This window comes from Bacillus sp. GMs2/2, assembly GCF_050172095.1.
Lineage (GTDB): Bacteria > Bacillota > Bacilli > Bacillales > Bacillaceae_G > Bacillus_A > Bacillus_A cereus.
The window spans coordinates 1-18,281 of record NZ_JBNLYE010000018.1; the positions used below are offsets into that span (position 1 = coordinate 1).

The following is an 18,281-nucleotide window of genomic DNA, read 5'->3' on the forward strand; positions in this document are numbered from 1 at the left end:
GCTACATATCCCTTTATTTTTTCATCTTACATTTCAGGATGACAAACTCACACCTTGAATATACTAAAAGACAAAGGAGTATAAGTATAACCATTACACTACAATCTATTACAAAATCCATAGGTACCATATTTCACACGAGCGAAAAAAGCACATTCACCTTTGGTAAATGTGCTAAAACATTTTTTGGTTTTGCACTGCATTCACAATAATATTTGCTGTTTCTTCAATTGCTTTATTCGATACATCGATTACTTGACAATTTATTTTACTAATTACTTCCTCAAAGTGATCAATTTCTTCTTGAATACGATTAATATTTGCATATGTTGCTCCATCACTTAATCCAAGTGATTTTAATCGTTCTTTTCGAATATGATTTAACTTATCTGGCGTAATTTTCAAACCGAAACATTTTTCTTTTGCCACTTGATATAGTTCTTCAGGTGGGTCAACTTCTGGCACGAGTGGTACATTCGCAACTTTCAAGCGTTTATTATGAGCTAAATATTGAGAAAGTGGTGTTTTTGATGTACGCGAAACACCAATCAACACGATATCCGCTTTTAAAATACCTCGTGCATCTCTGCCGTCATCATACTTCACAGCAAACTCAATCGCTTCAATCTTTTTAAAGTATTCTTCATCTAACCTACGGACAACGCCTGGCTCATATCTCGGCACTTGCCCCGTAATTTCTTCAATTTGATCAATAAGAGGGCCGATAATATCGTATGCCTCTACCCCTTCTTTTGCAGCCTCTGTTACTAAATATTTGCGCATATCAGGCTTAACTAACGTAAAACATATAAGTGCTTGATTACTCTTAGCAATCGAAATCACTTCTTTTAATGTCCCTGTATCTTCTACATACGGTACACGTCTAATATCAGGAGCAAACGGGAATTGCCCCATTGCTGCTCGAACAACCAAATCAGCCGTTTCCCCTACAGAGTCAGATACGACATATACGATTTTATTATCCATTACATTACCTCACTTTAAACAAATTACACTTATTCGTTATTTACTAAATTTACAAACGCACGTGTAATATTTGTTTTTGTAATTCGCCCAATCACTTCTAAACCTTGTTTCGTATCTTTTACAACTGGCATTGCATCAATCTGTCTTTCTATTAATTCCATCGCAATATCATATAAAGAATCCTCTCTACGACACATCGCAATGTTTGGCATCCTTGTCATGATAATATTAACCGGAAGAGAGGTTAAATCCTGCTTTCCTAAGCTCGCTCTTAATAAATCTTTACGAGACACAACACCAACTAATAGAGTCATCTGATCTACAACGAACAATGTACCAACGTCCTCTAAAAACATCGTACAAATTGCATCGTATACGGAAACATTTTTATCAATTACAACCGGTCTAGATTGATAATCTTGTACTTTAATTTTCTTAACAGCTTCAGATAATAACTGCCCCCCAGTTTTACCCGTATAAAAATAACCTACGCGTGGACGTGCTTCTAAATAACCAGCCATCGTTAAAATTGCTAAGTCTGGTCTTAGCGTCGCACGTGTTAGACCCAATTGCGCTGCAATTGATTCCCCTGTAATAGGACCGTGATCTTTTACAATCTGAATTATATGTTCTTGCCGTTTATTCAGCTCTATGATAATCACCACCTTTAATGCACAACGAAAAAAGTTATACTATCTCTTAAATATTATATACTAAATATGCTATTCGAAAAAGAAAGTATGTAAAAAGGACCGTATACGGCCCAAAATTATATTTGAAACTTATCAAGTTGTTCTAAAAAACGTCTTGATTTCAAATAAATTCCGCAATATTCATCATAATATGTATTCAATACTAAACGCATTTGTTTTTTTGTGCTATCCTTTACCGATACATTTCCGAGCCTATGTAAATCGAAATGGAAGAAAAGACGTAATAATTTATGAACAGCTTCTCCTACCGGTATACGATACGGGTCTTGCTCCGCATGACGTGAGCACAGAAAACCGCCTTCCCTAACGGAGAAGGCGACAAAGTCTGTTTCTTGATGACAAATCGCACATGTATCAAAGTACGGGCGCATCCCTAATACCGGAAGCATTTTCGTTTGATAAATTAATGATAATACTTCTGGATCAACACCCTCACACATATAATGCAACGTTTGATATAACATTTCAAATAAATACGGATTATGTTTTTTATCTTCTGTTGCTTTATCAGTTAATTCAACAATAAATGATGCATAAGCAGTTAAAAATATATCCTCGCGAATTTCTTTCATAGTTGAAATAATCTCGCCTTGTTGCAATGTTCCAAGCCCAGATCCCATTTGAATAAGAAACTGGCCATGTGTCATTAATTGCGACACAGATGCTAATCGGCTTTTCGGTTTTTTTGCCCCTCTTGCCATTGCACTTACCTTACCAAGTTCTCTTGAGAATATTGTAACAATCTTGTTCGTTTCTCCGTAATCTGTCGTACGGATAACGATGCCCTCAACTTTTTGAAACATGTTCGTCACCATCCAAGGTTTGAACAAAACGGGTCAAGAAATTGGAGAGTCTAGATGCGCTAGCTCCTCTTCATGTTGATCCATCTCATCGTTTACGTCTTTTTCCATTTCTTTCAAAAGCAAGTACGTTTCAATGCTTCCTGTTTTGGAGAAAAACTTCCAGGTAAAATCTAGCATAAGAATCCACCTTTCTCAATAAGCGTAGCCTATAAACCAATTTCCTTTGTTGTTATTAAATTGACCCATTTTGTCCATTTTCATGTGAGAAAAATTTTTCCTAATTTATCAAAGTTCATAAAAACCAATAATCAGTGGATGAACCAACCATCCACTGATTACAGCTTGACTCTATTTTAGTACTCATCCTCGCGGAAACCTAGGTCACGAAGCTGAGACATTTTATTACGCCAATCTTTTTGCACTTTTACCCATACTTCTAAAAATACTTTAGAACCAAGTAGCGCTTCAATATCAAAACGAGCTCGCTTACCAACTTCTTTTAACATTTTCCCTTGTTTTCCGATGATGATTCCTTTTTGTGATGCACGTTCAACAACAATCGTTGCATTTATATAAACTGCCCCGCCCTCACGCTTTTGAATCGCATCGATAACAACAGCCACAGAATGCGGCACTTCTTCACGTGTTAAATGTAGTACTTTCTCACGAATAAGCTCTGCAATAATAAATCTCTCCGGATGATCCGTTACTTGATTATCTGGATAGTATTGTGGTCCTTCTGGTAAATACTTTTTAATTGTTCCAATTAAAGCGTCCACATTATTACCGTCTAACGCAGAAATTGGTACAATTTCTGCAAACTCATGTAGTTTACGATATTGATCAATTAACTCTAGTAATTGCTCTGGATGAAGTTGGTCAATTTTATTAATAACTAAAAATACTGGTTGTTTCGTTTCTTTTAACTTCTCGATGATGAATTCTTCACCACGACCAAAGCCTTCGACAGCATTAACCATAAACAGAACGATATCAACTTCTTTTAATGTCGTTTGCGCCATCTTCACCATGAAGTCGCCTAGTTTATGTTTAGGTTTATGTATTCCTGGTGTATCAATGAAAATAACTTGTGCATCATTTTCTGTATATACACCTTGAATTTTATTACGAGTCGTTTGTGGCTTATCACTCATAATAGCAATTTTCTGGCCGATAATACGATTTAAAAATGTAGATTTCCCAACATTCGGTCTGCCAATAATAGAGACAAAACCTGATTTATAACCTTTTCTATTCATGTAAATCCTCCGCTAAAAATGCTCCTGGTAACAATTCTCCGACTGTCGTCTCCTGAACGTCACCATGTAAATTTGATAAGTATACTTTCGTATCCTGTTTACATAATTCTACCATAACTTGTCGACATGCTCCACAAGGAGGTACTGGGCGCTTTGTATCTGCTACAACCGCAATGGCTACAAATTCTTTATCTCCTTCAGAAACCGCCTTAAATAAAGCTGTTCTTTCAGCACAATTACATAAGCCATATGATGCATTCTCAACATTACATCCACGATATACTTTTCCATCGCGCGTTAATAGTGCTGCACCTACTTGAAATTTAGAATATGGTACGTACGCTTGTTTACGCGCTTCGATTGCTTCTAGAATTAATTGTTTACTATTCATATTCCCGCATCCTTCCTGTTCACAGCTATGAAGAGGTACACTCTCTCATTAAAGCCCCTTACGGCACTTCCAAAGCTTAATAAAAGCTTCGGAATGCAACTATACCATATACGGTAAAAAGATAATAGCACCAATTATAACAGCTATAATTGCAAACAATAAAACCGCTCCTGCCGCAACATCCTTTGCAATTTTTGCAAATGGATGAATATCGGCAGTCGCTAAATCTACTGTTTTTTCCACAGCCGTATTTACCATTTCTAAACTCATTACACTACCTATTACAATAAGTAATATCATCCACTCTGTTCTCGTAATATGGAAATAAAAGCCGCAGCATATAACAATGACTGCGGCTAAATAATGGATTTTCATATTTCGTTCATGACGAAAACAAAAGAATATACCAGCTATAGCATATCCAAAACTATCTATAAGTTTTCCTTTTTTCATCGTCCTAATCCAAAAGCTTCTAAAATTTCTTTTTGTCTTCCGAACATTTCTTTTTCATCTTCTTCTGTCATGTGATCATAACCAAGTAAATGTAAAAAGCCATGTAACGCCAAAAATCCAAGTTCACGATCAAAAGAATGTCCGTACTCTTCAGCTTGCTCTTTCGCCCTTGGAATAGAGATAATAAGATCACCTAACATGCGCGGCATCTCTGCACCAACAATCTCCATTTCTCCTTCTCCCATTTCTTCCATCGCAAAGGATATTACATCTGTAGGTTGATCTTTATCTCGGTAATCACGATTAATTTCTCTAATGCGCTCATTATCTACAAATGTCACCGATACCTCCGCACCATCCTCGATATTTTCCATTTGAGCTGCTTTTTCTAACACTTCACGAATTAAACTCATATACGCTTCTTTTACTTCTTCTGTTTCATCAATAAAATCAATTAACAAACTCATTCTTTCTCCTTTTCTTCCGGAAGTTCCGGATATGTAATACGCGAATGGAAAATACCATTTAACGTTTCACACAACGTTTTTCCAACGATTTGTAGTTCCTTAAACGTCAAATCACATTCACTAAATTGACCGTCTTGTAGTCGATCTTTAATAATACTTTGCACCAAATTATTAATTTGTTCTGGCGTTGGGTGATTCATAGAACGTACCGCAGCTTCTACACTATCAGCAATACCAACAATTGCCGATTCTTTCGAAGTTGCTTTTGAACCTGGATAACGGAACATCTCTTCTGTATATTTTTCTTTATCTTCTTTAATAGCTTTATAATAAAAATATTTCAGTAACGTTGTACCGTGATGTTGCCCAGCGATATCAATAATTTCTTGTGGAATATGATATTCTTCGAGCATTCTTACTCCATCCGTTACGTGAGCAATTATAATATCTTTACTTGTTACAGGATCTAATTTATCATGCGGGTTTTCAATTCCCATTTGGTTTTCAATAAAAAATTGCGGTTGTACTGTTTTTCCTACATCATGATAATATGCCCCTACACGCGCTAATACACCATTTGCCCCGACTGCTTCACAAGCAGCCTCAGAAAGATTCGCTACCATTACACTATGATGATATGTCCCTGGCGCTTCTAACAAAATTCTGCGTAAAAGCGGATGATTTGGACTTGATAGTTCCATAAGCTTCATGCTTGATACGATTCCAAGTCCACTTTCTAAATATGGTAAAATCCCCATAGCCAAAACGGATGATATAATCCCTGAAAGTGAAGCCATTAATAATTGCGTACCAATTTCAAGAGGCGAAAAATTCCCATTACGTAATAATAAGAGCGCCGCCAATACGACTACATTTAATACAGAAACGAGTATACCAGCTTGTAAAATCATTGTACGACGATTTTTTTCTCGCAAGAAAATACTAACCGATAATGAACTTAACAATACGTAAATCCCTACACTATAATTTAATGTACTCGTTACTCCTTCATTAAACATAATACTTCCGCATACAGAAAAAATCATACTCGTTAAAAAGACAAATCGATCACCAATCATTAGTTTTACAAGTATTGTTCCCATCGCAACTGGGACAACATATGCAATCCCCGCGTATTCAAGTTTTTGAAACAAACTAATGATTTTCATTAAGACGATTGTGATAGACAAAATTGTAATATACGCTAAAACATACGGTCTATCTTCTCTTTTTCTCTTTAAAAATAATTCAAATTGTTTATGCATAAAGTATAGTAACACACCAATGAGTACCGCTAATCCAACATAAGGTTGAAAGCCGTTCCCTTTTTCTAACAAACCAACTAATTTCAACTGATTATACACATCACTTGAAATTGTTTCACCTTCTCTAACAAGAACTTGTCCTTGAAGAATATAAACAGGTGGAACTAAATCTTCCTCTGCTTTTCTCTTCTCTTTCGTTAAGATCGGGTCATAAAAATAGTTTGCTGAAATTGCATATCTTCCTAGCGCCTTAATTGACTCTTTTAAACCATTATCAACATTAACACTATTCATCTCACTTACATATCGTTCTTTCGCATCTTTCAATTCGTCCATTTTAATATGCTCAGTCATGATACTATTAATCGCTGTGACCGCAGCATCTTTCGCTAATACTAATTGGCTCGAATCTGCATTAATCAAACTTAGTAAGTTTGAATCAGATAATTCTTTCGTTAAGTCAGCGGGTAGTTTCTTTTTTAACTTCTCCACTTTCTCAGCATCAGTCATCTTTTTTTGATCATCCGGTCCAACAGCTTTAATCTCTTGCACCACTTCATCCACTTTAGCAAAGACGTCATTCACAATATCAACTTTGTTTTGTTTATACTCACTTTTATATGTATATTGATCTTCAACTTTTGTAGCGGCTTCTTTTTTCTTTTTATCCGTTGTAACTTTATCTTCAATTTTTATAGGAGAATGGATTGTCTTTTTCGCAATAGAATACATATTAACATCTAATTGCTCTGGTTTTACATTATTCATAAGCGCAAAAAACAGCACTGCTCCTAATACAACGTAAGAAATCCAACTTAGTTTTTTCGAATGTTGTAAATTACGAAACCACTTAGAAATTTCTTGAGATCTTGACATGATTTCAATACCTTCTCCTCTCCAGAAATAAAGTGAAACTATTTATAGCTTTCATTTCTTCTACCAAACGATACTTTGAGGCAACATTTTATACACTAGTACCTATAGTTTATTTTCCTTATCTTTCATGATAGTAAAAAATATGACGTTCGCCAACCTTATCATACAAAAAGAAATGATCCTGACAAATAGGATCATTCCATTTTATCATATGCCTCAATAATAAGTTGCACCAATGGATGTCTCACAACGTCCGTTTGTTCTAATGTAATAAATGACAGACCTGATACACCAGATAAAATATTAGCAGCTATAGATAGCCCTGATTTTACCCCTTTTGGCAAGTCTACTTGTGAAGGGTCCCCTGTAATAACCATTTTAGAACTAAAACCTAATCTTGTTAAAAACATTTTTATTTGAGCACCCGTTGTATTTTGAGCCTCATCTAAAATAACAAATGAATCATCAAGCGTACGCCCCCTCATATAAGCAAGTGGCGCGATTTCAATTACTCCTCGCTCCATCATACGCTGCGTATATTCTTGTCCAAGAATATCATGTAAGGCATCATATAATGGGCGTAAGTATGGATCTACCTTCTCTTTCAAATCCCCTGGTAAAAAACCTAAATTTTCTCCAGCTTCTACAGCAGGTCTTGTTAAAATAATTTTCTTTACATACCCTTGTTTTAAAGCCCTCACAGCCATTACTACAGCTAAGTATGTTTTTCCAGTTCCTGCAGGCCCTATCCCAAAGACAATATCATTCTTCTTCATCGCATGAATATATCGTCTTTGCCCCATTGTTTTTACACGAATGGATTTACCTTTTGCAGTCTTGAAAATTTCTTCTTCATATAACTCTTCAAATTGAGCAATTTTCCCTTGTTGTGCAAGCTGAATTGCATACGCAACATCTCTCTCTGAAATTGATATACTTTTACGAATTACAACAAGTAATTGCTGTAAGATTTTTTCTACGAGTGTCACCGTTTCAACTGCCCCAGATACATGAACAGTTTCTCCTCTAGTTACGATCGATACATTCAGTTCTCGTTCAATTACTTTTAAATGTGCATCATTGACTCCAAAAAGAGCGATTGCTTCGTTAGTATTTTCCAATTGTTGGTTCATTTCTACTAATTGTTCTGCCATTACTCAGTCTCCTTGAATATCGGATTCGGATATTGGTTGTGGCTCTGCAATATTTTCAACCACAGTATAATGCAATGTGACCTTTAGTTGACCCGCCTCAACCTCTTTACTCAAAATCTTATCACTTACAATCATAGCATGTTCATCCAATTTTTTCTTTAGTTCTTTTTCGGCCATCTCTTTCGCTACTTTCAGCGCTTGCTTTTCTGTATATTCTCGATTCGCTTCTTCCTCTTCTCTCACAACATCTTTTTCATATGCAATCGGCAGTGTAAAACCAAATAATTTCACATCATGCTTTACACTTTCAGTACGAGAGCGTTTATACTTATCATGCTGAAATCCCCATATTTTTATTTTCGTATCCCCAAATTTAAGAAAATGTTCATTGTATACATTACCAGTATACACTTGGAATTGCGTCTTTAACGGGACATCCACCTTAGATGTATACCACGTTTCTCCATACACAATACCTTTCGCTGAAACAATCGTCGGACTTTCCTCATTACCATATATTCCTGATACGAGAATCTGCCCTTTTTCTACATGATCATTTTTCAGTACAACCGGCTTTCCAACTTCTACGAACGTCTTTGTAATAATCGCTTCTTTTTTTGCTACTAAATTTTGCGGCCTTTGTTCCTTTTCTTTCTTCGGTTCGTTTTTTTCAACAATTTTAAAATGATACGTCGTTCCTCTTACTTCTAGTCCCGCCCAAGTAATGGCATTAATATTATCTGTCAAATGGCGTTGTATATCTTCTACATTCGGCATTTGAAATTGTAGTTTCCCTTTTTTAATACCCATTTTATCCAATTCTTTCATCAATATATATTCCGTTTCAGGTTTTGCTCCTGTAATTTCAATTTTCCAAACCATATTTGACATTGCAATCACACCAAAAAAGAAAATTAAAAAACCAACTAAAAATCCACTATTTTTAATTAAACGCTTATTCCAAAAAGGAAAACCATAACGTCCAATAAAATATAATTTACATTCATTTTTTCTATAAATTGGTTTTATTTTTTTCACATCGCGTAACAACATACAAAAAACTAACGTTTCATCAGCTATCTTTTTAACATCCCAAACTAATAAATTCCTCCGTACACATTCATTAACAAACCGTTCCGCTCCTCTACCTTCAATTCGCACTTTTACATATCCAAGCCACTTTATAAACCATTTATTTTTCATTTACCACCTTCACTACCTTTCTAAAAGTAGATATACTACTTTTTATTTGAAACATTAAAATAGCTCGTACTAAAATGAAACCGAGTAAAACTGTAATCAGTCTCTATCAACGGAACTTTTACAGGATAAAGAAGAAAAACTTCACAAATGGAAGTTTCACTTCAATCACCTTTTTTTTCATTTTCTAAAAATGTTACTTGCTCAATTATCCCTTCGAGCAAAAGCTCTTCTGGAAGAATCGTTTTAATAACAAAGGATTGTCCTTTAATTAATAATTGACCGTGTTTTAAAAGCAATCGTACTTCTTTATCTGAAAACACTAATAACCCCCGATGATTTTCTATATAAATATGTATTTGCCCAACAAGAGTAATCCGAGGTAGATCCATTAATACATCCACTGGTAGGTCTACTTGTTTTGTCAACCAATTTTTCATTTGTTCTAATTTCTTCATCTCGAAAGACCCCCTCTCATCCCATATATATGTATTTCTTCACAAGTGCCTATCGTGTTATAACGACTTCACTAACATAACTATATTCTGTAAGAGTTCATATCATGTTAATTAAAACAGTCGCTATATGAAATCATATTTGTCAGGACAATTATGGATCAAAGGATGTTACCTTTAATAATAGAAGTATTAATACAAGAATATGCGCCCCTACAGGATATCAGTACAAGTTACATTAAGAAATTGAGCCTAGCGAGAAGTTAGAAACTTGAAAAAAACTGTTACAATTCGTTCTGGATGTGACATACTGACCATAGAATAAGTAGTTGTCATTTATTGGACAAATGAGATAAAGTGAAACTTTAATCCCCCCTCACCAATCGGGCTGCCCGTTAATGAGGGATAAAATCAAAAAAAAGAAAATTTCTCCACTCTGAATGTTACGTTGTAAGTAAGAATATTTTATAGATGGTTGTTATATGAATTTTAAAAAATATTAGGGTTCATTAAAAAATGAATTAATAAACGAGGAAATACGAAAGTAAATTGGCTTTAGTCAAGAAATTTCGAATGTTATAAAACAAATTATCGACAGTAATATCCGGCCATTTTATGCAACTGATGCAAAATCTAAAATAGTTAGAATCTCTTTCGTTACCTTTGAGGATTATGCTGAAGAGCAAGCTATAAAACTTCAATCTGATTTTCAGAAGGTTCGGTACTTAGCTTTTATTTGCGAAAGAAGTTTTAGTCAAGGAAGTAAGAATAGGTGTAGAATCGGAATTATACAAGGAAATAATAAATTGAAACTTTAACTAGAGGGGTTTCTATCACTTATAGAAACCCTTTTTAAGCAATATAGCGTTTCTCCTTAATAAGAACAATAAAAAAACGTCTCATACGAAATGAGACGTTTTTTTACGCTAATAGCTGGATAACCAGCTTATTCACAAGTGATCCGTCTGTTTTACCTTTTACTTTCGGCATAACAGCAGTCATCACCTTACCCATATCTGCTTTAGAAGTCGCACCAACTTCAGAAATAACTTGCTTGATTACATCAACTAGTTCTTCTTCAGTTAATTGCTCTGGCAAATATGCGCTTAAAATCTGAATTTCACTTTGCAGTTTATTAACAAGGTCTTCACGACCAGCTTTTTTAAATTCAAGGAGGGAGTCCTTATACTGTTTTACTTCACGAGCTAAAACTGTTATTTCCTCTTCTTCAGTAAGAGTATGTTGCAGTTTAATACCTTCATTTTGTAAAGCAGCCTTAACCATACGAATAACGGTTAATTTTTCTTTTTGTTTATTCTTCATCGCTTGTTTCATATCATCGTTTAAACGACCGAGAAGACTCATAACTTACACCCTCTCTTAGAATTTACGCTTTCTTGCCGCTTCAGATTTCTTCTTACGTTTTACACTTGGTTTTTCATAAAACTCGCGCTTTCTTGCTTCAGCAAGTGTACCAGTTTTAGAAACCGATCTTTTAAAACGGCGAAGTGCATCCTCCAAAGACTCGTTTTTACGAACGACTGTTTTTGACATTCTCTTTCCCTCCCTCCGAAACATCACACTTACATACTAACTTCAGCATGCAAAAAGAAACACTTCTTCAGCATGTCTTTTACGATTATAATACATTTTATCACTTCAGGTCAACTATTTGGCAGAATAAAAGAAGAATAGAAGCATTTCCTTTTCAAAAGTTATGCAAATAGCTAGTATCCTTTACTGATGAAGACAACTATATTTTTATCATTTCATCTTTTTTCATACAGGGATGCATGAAACGCCTCCCCACCTTATAGTACTTAACCGCTTCAAACAAAGAAAGCATGCAAACCGTTTCCGGTTGCACGCTCTTTTTATGCGCTAGCTGATTCTTTTTTTACATCATCTTCAAGAACACGAACAAATTGCGCTTCGTTATATGGATAACCAGCTTTCGTAATTTTCACTTTCACTAGCTTACCAATTAATTCTTCTGATCCTTCAAATACAATTTTCAAGTAGTTATCTGTATAACCTACATATAAGCCTTCACGGTCGCCCTCTTTAAATTGCTCTTCCGGAATGATTTCAAGCACTTCACCTTCAAACGCTGATGCGTACTCTTTCGCTAATTGATTAGATAGCTCAATTAAACGATGAACACGATCGTTCTTCACATCTTCAGGAACTTGATCTTCCATGCGTGCTGCAGGTGTTCCTGTACGTTTTGAGTAAGGGAACACATGTAACTCAGAGAAGCGGTTCTCTTTAATGAAATTGTATGTTTCCATGAATTCTTCTTCTGTTTCACCTGGGAAACCAACGATTACGTCAGATGTAATCGCAAGGCCTGGTAACGCTTCTTTCAAACGATCTAAACGCTCCTGGAAGAACTCCATCGTATATTTACGACGCATACGTTTTAATACAGTATTAGAACCAGATTGCAACGGAATATGCAAGTGGCGTACAACTACTTCAGATTTATCTAACACTTCAATTACTTCATCTGAAATTTGACTCGCTTCAATAGAAGAAATACGAAGACGTTTTAATCCGTCTACTTCCGCTTCCATATCACGAAGTAATCCAGCTAAGTTATAATCTTTTATGTCTTCGCCGTATCCACCTGTATGAATACCCGTTAATACGATTTCTTTATAGCCTGCATCCACTAATTGTTGTGCTTGTTTAATAACTTCTTTTCCATCACGAGAACGCATTAAACCACGCGCCCAAGGAATGATACAGAATGTACAGAAGTTATTGCAACCCTCTTGTATTTTTAAAGACGCACGTGTACGATCCGTGAAATAAGGTACATCAAGTTCTTCGTACACACGTGTTTTCATAATATTACGGACAGCATTAATTGGTTGACGCTCTTTACGGAATTCTTCGATGTAACCTAACATCTTTTCACGATCCTGTGTACCAACTACAATATCTACACCCGGAATCGCCATAATTTCAGCTGGAGATGTTTGTGCATAACATCCCGTTACGCAAATAACTGCATCTGGATTTTGACGCACAGCACGTCTGATTACTTGACGGCTTTTTTTGTCCCCAGTATTCGTTACTGTACATGTGTTAATAACATATACATCAGCTTTCTTTTCATATTCTGTTCTTTCATAACCACCTTGTTTAAACAATTGCCAAATGGCTTCTGTTTCATAGTGGTTTACTTTACAACCTAACGTATGGAACGCAACAGTTGACATTGATCATCACCCCATCAATTCAAAATGATACGAAGCAGCACTTAACGCGTATAACGGCGCCGTTTCTGTTCTTAAAATTCTTGGTCCTAAACTACATGGTACAAATTTATGTTCACGAAGCGCTGTAATCTCTTCCTCAGCTAAACCGCCTTCTGGGCCAAATACAATCAATAGCTTTTGACCTGGTTTCATTGTCGTTAAAGCTTTCGCAAAATTAGATTTCTCACCTTGTTTTGCTTCCTCTTCGTAAGCAACAAGACAAACATCATACTCACCACTCATTGAAAGCAATTGCTTAAATGATGCCGGAGCATGTACTTCTGGAATTTCACTTCTATGTGATTGTTCCGCAGCTTCTTTCACAATTTTTCTTAAACGCTCAACTTTTTTATCAGCTTTTTTCGCATCCCATTTTACGATAGAGCGAGATGCTTGAAATGGTAAGAATGCAGCTGCCCCAAGCTCAGTTCCTTTTTGAAAAATTAACTCTAGCTTGTCTCCTTTTGGCAGTCCACTTGCAATCGTCACGAAAACAGGAAGTTCACTTGACGCCTCTACCCATTCTACAATAGCCGTATTAATAAATTCACTGGTAATTTCATCAATTGAACATACTGCTGTTTTTCCGTTTACACAGCAATAAATATGATCACCAGCTGACATACGCATCACTCTTGCGATATGATGTACGTCATCACCTACAATGCGAATACTTGTCTCATTTACATATTTCTCTTCTACAAAATAACGTTGCATATAATCACCTTAGTAGAGTTTCGTTCCTTTCGTAAGTCAACACTTACGAAAAGAACGAAACGTTATCATTTTTCATATAACAAACGGCAAGTCTCTCACCTTATAGTGAGAGACTCCCCTTTTCATTATAGACTAAAATCTATATTACGCATTTCGTGCAATAATTGCTACCCAATCTTCCATTCGTAACACTTCTTCAATTGTAAATCCAGCTTGTTCTAACGCCTCAGAAATTACTTTTTCCTTCGCAGCAATAATGCCCGATGTAATAAATAATCCACCTGACTTCACAACTCTTGCTGCATCTTCAGGGAATAATAGAATAATTTCTGCTAATAAGTTAGCTACGATTAAATCAACAGGACCTTCAATGCCTTCTAAAAGACTATTTTGTCCAACAGACACGATATCATCTGTTTTATTTAAACGTACATTCATTTCTGCACTTTCAACCGCAACCGGATCTAAATCATATGCTTGAACAGAAGACGCACCTAATTTTGCAGCCGCAATACTAAGTACACCAGAACCTGTTCCTACATCAATAATAGTGTCACCTGGCTGTACTGTTTTTTCTAAAGCACGGATACACATCGTTGTTGTTGGATGAGTTCCTGTACCAAACGCCATACCCGGGTCTAATTCAATGATTTTTTCATCAGGAGAAGATGGTGTATATTCTTCCCAAGTCGGTACGATTGTGAATGTATCAGAAATTTGTACTGGATGGTAATATTTTTTCCAAGCAGTAGCCCAATCTTCTTCATTGACTTCGTTAACGGTAATATTTCCAGTACCAATTTCGATGTCGTAAGATGGAAGCACATCAATAGATGATTTTACACCTGCAATCGTTTCATGTAAAGAATCCGTTTGCGGGAAATACGCTTTTATTAATACACCTTCCGCCGGATATTCATCTGGGTTCAATGCATAAATTTCACCATATTGTTGCTCGCGCTCTTTCGTTAACTCCGCTGGATCCTCAATCGCAACTCCACTAGCACCAGCTTCATGTAAAATATGAGAGACAGCTTCTACTGCTTCTTCTGTTGTATGAATACTAATTTCTGATCATTTCACAATTTACCAACTCCATTTTTTATTTCCATTATTCCCCTTTGAAAGCACGTTTAAGCTTTCCGAATAAACTATCATCCTGCTCTTCTTGTCCTGCAAATTCACGTAATAAATCTTTTTGCTGCGAAGTCAATTTCGTCGGTACAACAACACGAACGACTACATATTGATCTCCTTGGCCGTATCCACGTACGTTCGGAGCACCTTTTCCTTTTAAGCGGAATTCTGTTCCAGTTTGTGTTCCTGCTGGAATTTTCAGCTTCACTTTACCATGAACAGTAGGAACTTCCACTTCATCACCAAGCGCCATTTGCGCAAATGTTAATGGCATTTCGCAAATAATGTGATCTCCTTCACGCTCGAAGAATTCATGATTTCTTACATGAACGACAACATATAAGTCTCCTGCTGGTCCGCCATTTACGCCGGCTTCACCTTTTCCAGACACACGAATTTGTTGACCATTATCGATACCCGCTGGAATTTTAACATTGATTTTTTTACGTTTACGAACTTTACCTGAACCGTGACATGTCGTACATTTTTCTTTAATAATTTGTCCAGTTCCTGAACAATGACCACAAGCTTGACGATTTACGATACGACCAAACGGTGTGTTTTGTTCTACACTCACTTGACCAGAGCCTGAACAATGTTTACATGTTTCTTTTGAAGTTCCTGGTTTTGCTCCACTACCTTTACAAGTATCACATGGATCTTCTACTGGAATTTCCACATTTAATTCCTTACCAAAAATAGCTTCTTCAAAATCTAAAGTGACTTGATATTGTAAGTCAGCACCTTGGCGCGGAGCATTTGGATCACGACGTCTGCCGCCGCCACCGCCAAAGAAAGAACTAAATATATCTTCAAAACCGAAGCCACCGCCGAAGTCTCCTCCGCCGCCAAATCCACCGAATCCTTGATTTGCACCAGCATGACCAAATTGATCGTACTGTGCACGCTTTTGATCATCACTTAACACTTCGTATGCTTCTTGTACTTCTTTAAACTTTTCAATTGCATTTTCTTCTTTGCTTACGTCTGGATGGTATTTTTTAGCCAAACGACGATACGCTTTTTTAATTTCATCTGTTGAAGCGCCCTTGCTAAGTCCAAGGACCTCATAATAGTCTCGTTTACTCATAAATTTACAACCCCCGAATCTTTCACATAAACGTAATTTTAACACCGAAAGAAAGTGCTTTGCAACAAAGTTTCCTCACTTACAGTATGCAAAGCGAAAAACTTAAGATCCTCACACATCGCTTCTCATTCGTGAAAAAAGCCAAAGTCAAGGCACGCTTGACTTTGACTTTTTGTCATCTTACTTATTATGTTTACAGTTGAATTACTTGTCTTCTTTTACTTCTTCAAACTCAGCGTCAACTACATTGTCTTTCTTTGCGCCAGCATCTTGTGCACCTTGCGCACCTTCTGCTTGACCAGCAGCTGCTTGAGCCTGCTCGTATAATTTAACAGTTAATTGTTGTACGATTTCTTGTAAGGCATCTTTTTTCGCACGAATTTCTTCAAGCTCGTTTTTCTCAATTGCAGCTTGTAATGCTTCTTTCGCTTCTGTTGCTTTTGCAACTTCAGCTGCATCTACTTTACCTTCTAAATCTTTTACAACTTTGTCTGTTTGGAATACAAGTTGGTCAGCTTCGTTACGAAGTTCAACTTCTTCCTTACGTTTTTGGTCAGCGTCAGCATTTGCTTCCGCTTCTTGTACCATACGTTCTACTTCTTCATCAGAAAGACCTGAAGAAGATTGGATTGTAATAGCTTGCTCTTTGCTTGTTCCTAAGTCTTTCGCACGTACGTTAACGATACCGTTCGCATCAATATCGAATGTTACTTCGATTTGTGGAATACCACGTGGTGCTGGTGGAAGGTCAGTTAATTGGAAACGACCTAACGTTTTGTTGTCAGCCGACATTGGACGCTCACCTTGTAATACGTGAATGTCTACTGCTGGTTGATTATCAGCAGCTGTCGAGAATACTTGTGACTTACTTGTTGGAATTGTAGTGTTACGCTCGATTAATTTCGTGAACACGCCACCCATAGTTTCAATACCTAAAGAAAGTGGAGTTACGTCTAATAATAGAACGCCTTCTACATCACCAGTAAGTACGCCACCTTGAACTGCAGCACCTAATGCTACAACTTCATCAGGGTTTACACCTTTATATGGCTCTTTACCAGTTTCACGTTTAATAGCTTCTTGTACAGCTGGGATACGAGTAGATCCACCAACAAGAATAACTTTATCTAATTCGCTTGGAGCAAAACCAGCGTCTTTTAATGCACGACGAGTTGGCTCTAATGTTCTTTCAACAAGACCTGCTGAAAGCTCTTCGAATTTCGCTCTTGTTAACGTTAATTCTAAGTGTAATGGACCAGCAGCTCCAGCACTAATGAATGGTAATGAAATTTGAGTTTGTGTTACACCAGAAAGATCTTTTTTCGCTTTTTCAGCTGCATCTTTTAAGCGTTGAAGCGCCATTTTATCTTGGCTTAAATCAATGTTATTTTCTTTTTTGAACTCAGCTACTAAGTGATCGATGATAACTTGGTCAAAGTCATCGCCACCAAGACGGTTGTCACCAGCAGTTGAAATAACTTCGAATGTACCGTCTGCTAACTCAAGGATAGATACGTCAAATGTACCGCCACCTAAGTCATATACTAAGATTTTTTGTTCTTCGTCTTGTTTTTCTAAACCGTAAGCAAGTGCTGCTGCTGTTGGCTCGTTAATGATACGCTCAACTTCTAAACCAGCGATACGACCAGCATCTTTCGTTGCTTGACGCTCTGCATCGTTGAAGTATGCAGGTACTGTAATAACAGCTTTCGTTACTGTTTCACCTAAGTATGCTTCAGCAGAAGCTTTTAAGTTTTGTAAAATGATTGCAGAAATTTCTTGAGGTGTATACTCTTTACCTTCAACTTCTACTTTGTAGTCTGTACCCATATGACGTTTAACAGACATGATTGTATTTGGGTTTGTAATTGCTTGGCGCTTTGCAACTTCCCCAACTTGACGTTCTTCATTTTTGAAAGCTACAACAGAAGGTGTTGTACGGTTTCCTTCTGGATTTGGGATAACCTTTGGTTCTCCACCTTCCATAACAGCTACACAAGAGTTTGTTGTACCTAAGTCAATACCGATAATTTTACTCATGGCGAATC

19 protein-coding genes are annotated in these 18,281 nt (G+C 36.5%); all 19 read right to left on the minus strand.

The window, feature by feature from the left end; genetic code table 11:
- Positions 1 to 174: 174 nt before the first annotated feature.
- The 19 genes from ACQGS6_RS05125 to dnaK all read right to left on the minus strand — a co-directional run bounded on the left by ACQGS6_RS05125 (position 175) and on the right by dnaK (position 18,273).
- Positions 175 to 987: a pyruvate, water dikinase regulatory protein gene (locus ACQGS6_RS05125; RefSeq protein ID WP_000368936.1), complete on the minus strand. Its 813-nt coding sequence runs from the start codon at positions 985 to 987 to the stop codon at positions 175 to 177.
- A 29-nt stretch (positions 988 to 1,016) separates the two neighbouring features.
- Positions 1,017 to 1,649 (minus strand): helix-turn-helix transcriptional regulator, encoded by a 633-nt coding sequence (locus tag ACQGS6_RS05130; RefSeq protein ID WP_000583756.1) that lies wholly within the window; start codon positions 1,647 to 1,649, stop codon positions 1,017 to 1,019.
- 107 nt (positions 1,650 to 1,756) lie between these two features.
- A complete protein-coding gene (recO, locus tag ACQGS6_RS05135) occupies positions 1,757 to 2,503 on the minus strand; it encodes a DNA repair protein RecO (protein WP_000487013.1) in 747 nt (248 codons plus the stop codon).
- A gap of 33 nt (positions 2,504 to 2,536) precedes the next feature.
- Entirely contained in the window at positions 2,537 to 2,680 is a 144-nt protein-coding gene (locus tag ACQGS6_RS05140) for a YqzL family protein (protein WP_000883924.1), read from the minus strand.
- 176 nt (positions 2,681 to 2,856) lie between these two features.
- The gene (gene era, locus ACQGS6_RS05145; protein ID WP_001080229.1) at positions 2,857 to 3,762 is read right to left on the minus strand and encodes a GTPase Era; all 906 of its coding nucleotides are present in this window, start codon (positions 3,760 to 3,762) and stop codon (positions 2,857 to 2,859) included.
- Positions 3,755 to 4,153 carry a cytidine deaminase gene (locus tag ACQGS6_RS05150; protein ID WP_001086281.1) on the minus strand — a complete coding sequence of 133 codons (399 nt, stop codon included), beginning with the start codon at positions 4,151 to 4,153 and terminating at the stop codon, positions 3,755 to 3,757. The genes era and ACQGS6_RS05150 overlap by 8 nt, the downstream gene beginning before the upstream one ends.
- Positions 4,154 to 4,252: 99 nt before the next feature.
- Positions 4,253 to 4,606: a diacylglycerol kinase family protein gene (locus ACQGS6_RS05155; RefSeq protein WP_000715469.1), complete on the minus strand. Its 354-nt coding sequence runs from the start codon at positions 4,604 to 4,606 to the stop codon at positions 4,253 to 4,255.
- Entirely contained in the window at positions 4,603 to 5,073 is a 471-nt protein-coding gene (ybeY, locus tag ACQGS6_RS05160; RefSeq protein ID WP_000054679.1) for an rRNA maturation RNase YbeY, read from the minus strand. The genes ACQGS6_RS05155 and ybeY overlap by 4 nt, the downstream gene beginning before the upstream one ends.
- Complete coding sequence (locus tag ACQGS6_RS05165) at positions 5,070 to 7,214, minus strand: HD family phosphohydrolase (protein ID WP_000091514.1); 2,145 nt, start codon at positions 7,212 to 7,214, stop codon at positions 5,070 to 5,072. Before ACQGS6_RS05165 ends, ybeY begins: the two co-directional genes overlap by 4 nt.
- A gap of 194 nt (positions 7,215 to 7,408) precedes the next feature.
- Positions 7,409 to 8,368 carry a PhoH family protein gene (locus tag ACQGS6_RS05170; RefSeq protein WP_000840519.1) on the minus strand — a complete coding sequence of 320 codons (960 nt, stop codon included), beginning with the start codon at positions 8,366 to 8,368 and terminating at the stop codon, positions 7,409 to 7,411.
- A 3-nt stretch (positions 8,369 to 8,371) separates the two neighbouring features.
- A complete protein-coding gene (yqfD, locus tag ACQGS6_RS05175; protein WP_426964942.1) occupies positions 8,372 to 9,571 on the minus strand; it encodes a sporulation protein YqfD in 1,200 nt (399 codons plus the stop codon).
- A 161-nt stretch (positions 9,572 to 9,732) separates the two neighbouring features.
- On the minus strand, positions 9,733 to 10,026 hold the full coding sequence (yqfC, locus tag ACQGS6_RS05180; RefSeq protein ID WP_000732269.1) for a sporulation protein YqfC: 294 nt from the start codon (positions 10,024 to 10,026) through the stop codon (positions 9,733 to 9,735).
- A gap of 918 nt (positions 10,027 to 10,944) precedes the next feature.
- Positions 10,945 to 11,388 (minus strand): GatB/YqeY domain-containing protein, encoded by a 444-nt coding sequence (locus ACQGS6_RS05185; RefSeq protein WP_000054562.1) that lies wholly within the window; start codon positions 11,386 to 11,388, stop codon positions 10,945 to 10,947.
- A 15-nt stretch (positions 11,389 to 11,403) separates the two neighbouring features.
- Positions 11,404 to 11,577: a 30S ribosomal protein S21 gene (rpsU, locus tag ACQGS6_RS05190; protein ID WP_000048061.1), complete on the minus strand. Its 174-nt coding sequence runs from the start codon at positions 11,575 to 11,577 to the stop codon at positions 11,404 to 11,406.
- Between the two features lie 320 nt (positions 11,578 to 11,897).
- A complete protein-coding gene (gene mtaB, locus ACQGS6_RS05195) occupies positions 11,898 to 13,250 on the minus strand; it encodes a tRNA (N(6)-L-threonylcarbamoyladenosine(37)-C(2))-methylthiotransferase MtaB (RefSeq protein WP_000108676.1) in 1,353 nt (450 codons plus the stop codon).
- A 6-nt stretch (positions 13,251 to 13,256) separates the two neighbouring features.
- Positions 13,257 to 14,006, minus strand: a complete 750-nt coding sequence (locus ACQGS6_RS05200) for a 16S rRNA (uracil(1498)-N(3))-methyltransferase (RefSeq protein WP_001190159.1) — start codon at positions 14,004 to 14,006, stop codon at positions 13,257 to 13,259.
- Positions 14,007 to 14,150: 144 nt separating this feature from the next.
- Positions 14,151 to 15,074, minus strand: coding sequence for a 50S ribosomal protein L11 methyltransferase (gene prmA / locus ACQGS6_RS05205; protein WP_426964948.1), 924 nt, complete (start codon positions 15,072 to 15,074; stop codon positions 14,151 to 14,153).
- 43 nt (positions 15,075 to 15,117) lie between these two features.
- On the minus strand, positions 15,118 to 16,233 hold the full coding sequence (dnaJ, locus tag ACQGS6_RS05210; protein WP_000043947.1) for a chaperone protein DnaJ: 1,116 nt from the start codon (positions 16,231 to 16,233) through the stop codon (positions 15,118 to 15,120).
- Positions 16,234 to 16,437: 204 nt separating this feature from the next.
- Positions 16,438 to 18,273: a chaperone protein DnaK gene (gene dnaK, locus ACQGS6_RS05215; protein ID WP_000034706.1), complete on the minus strand. Its 1,836-nt coding sequence runs from the start codon at positions 18,271 to 18,273 to the stop codon at positions 16,438 to 16,440.
- Between the last annotated feature and the right edge of the window lie 8 nt (positions 18,274 to 18,281).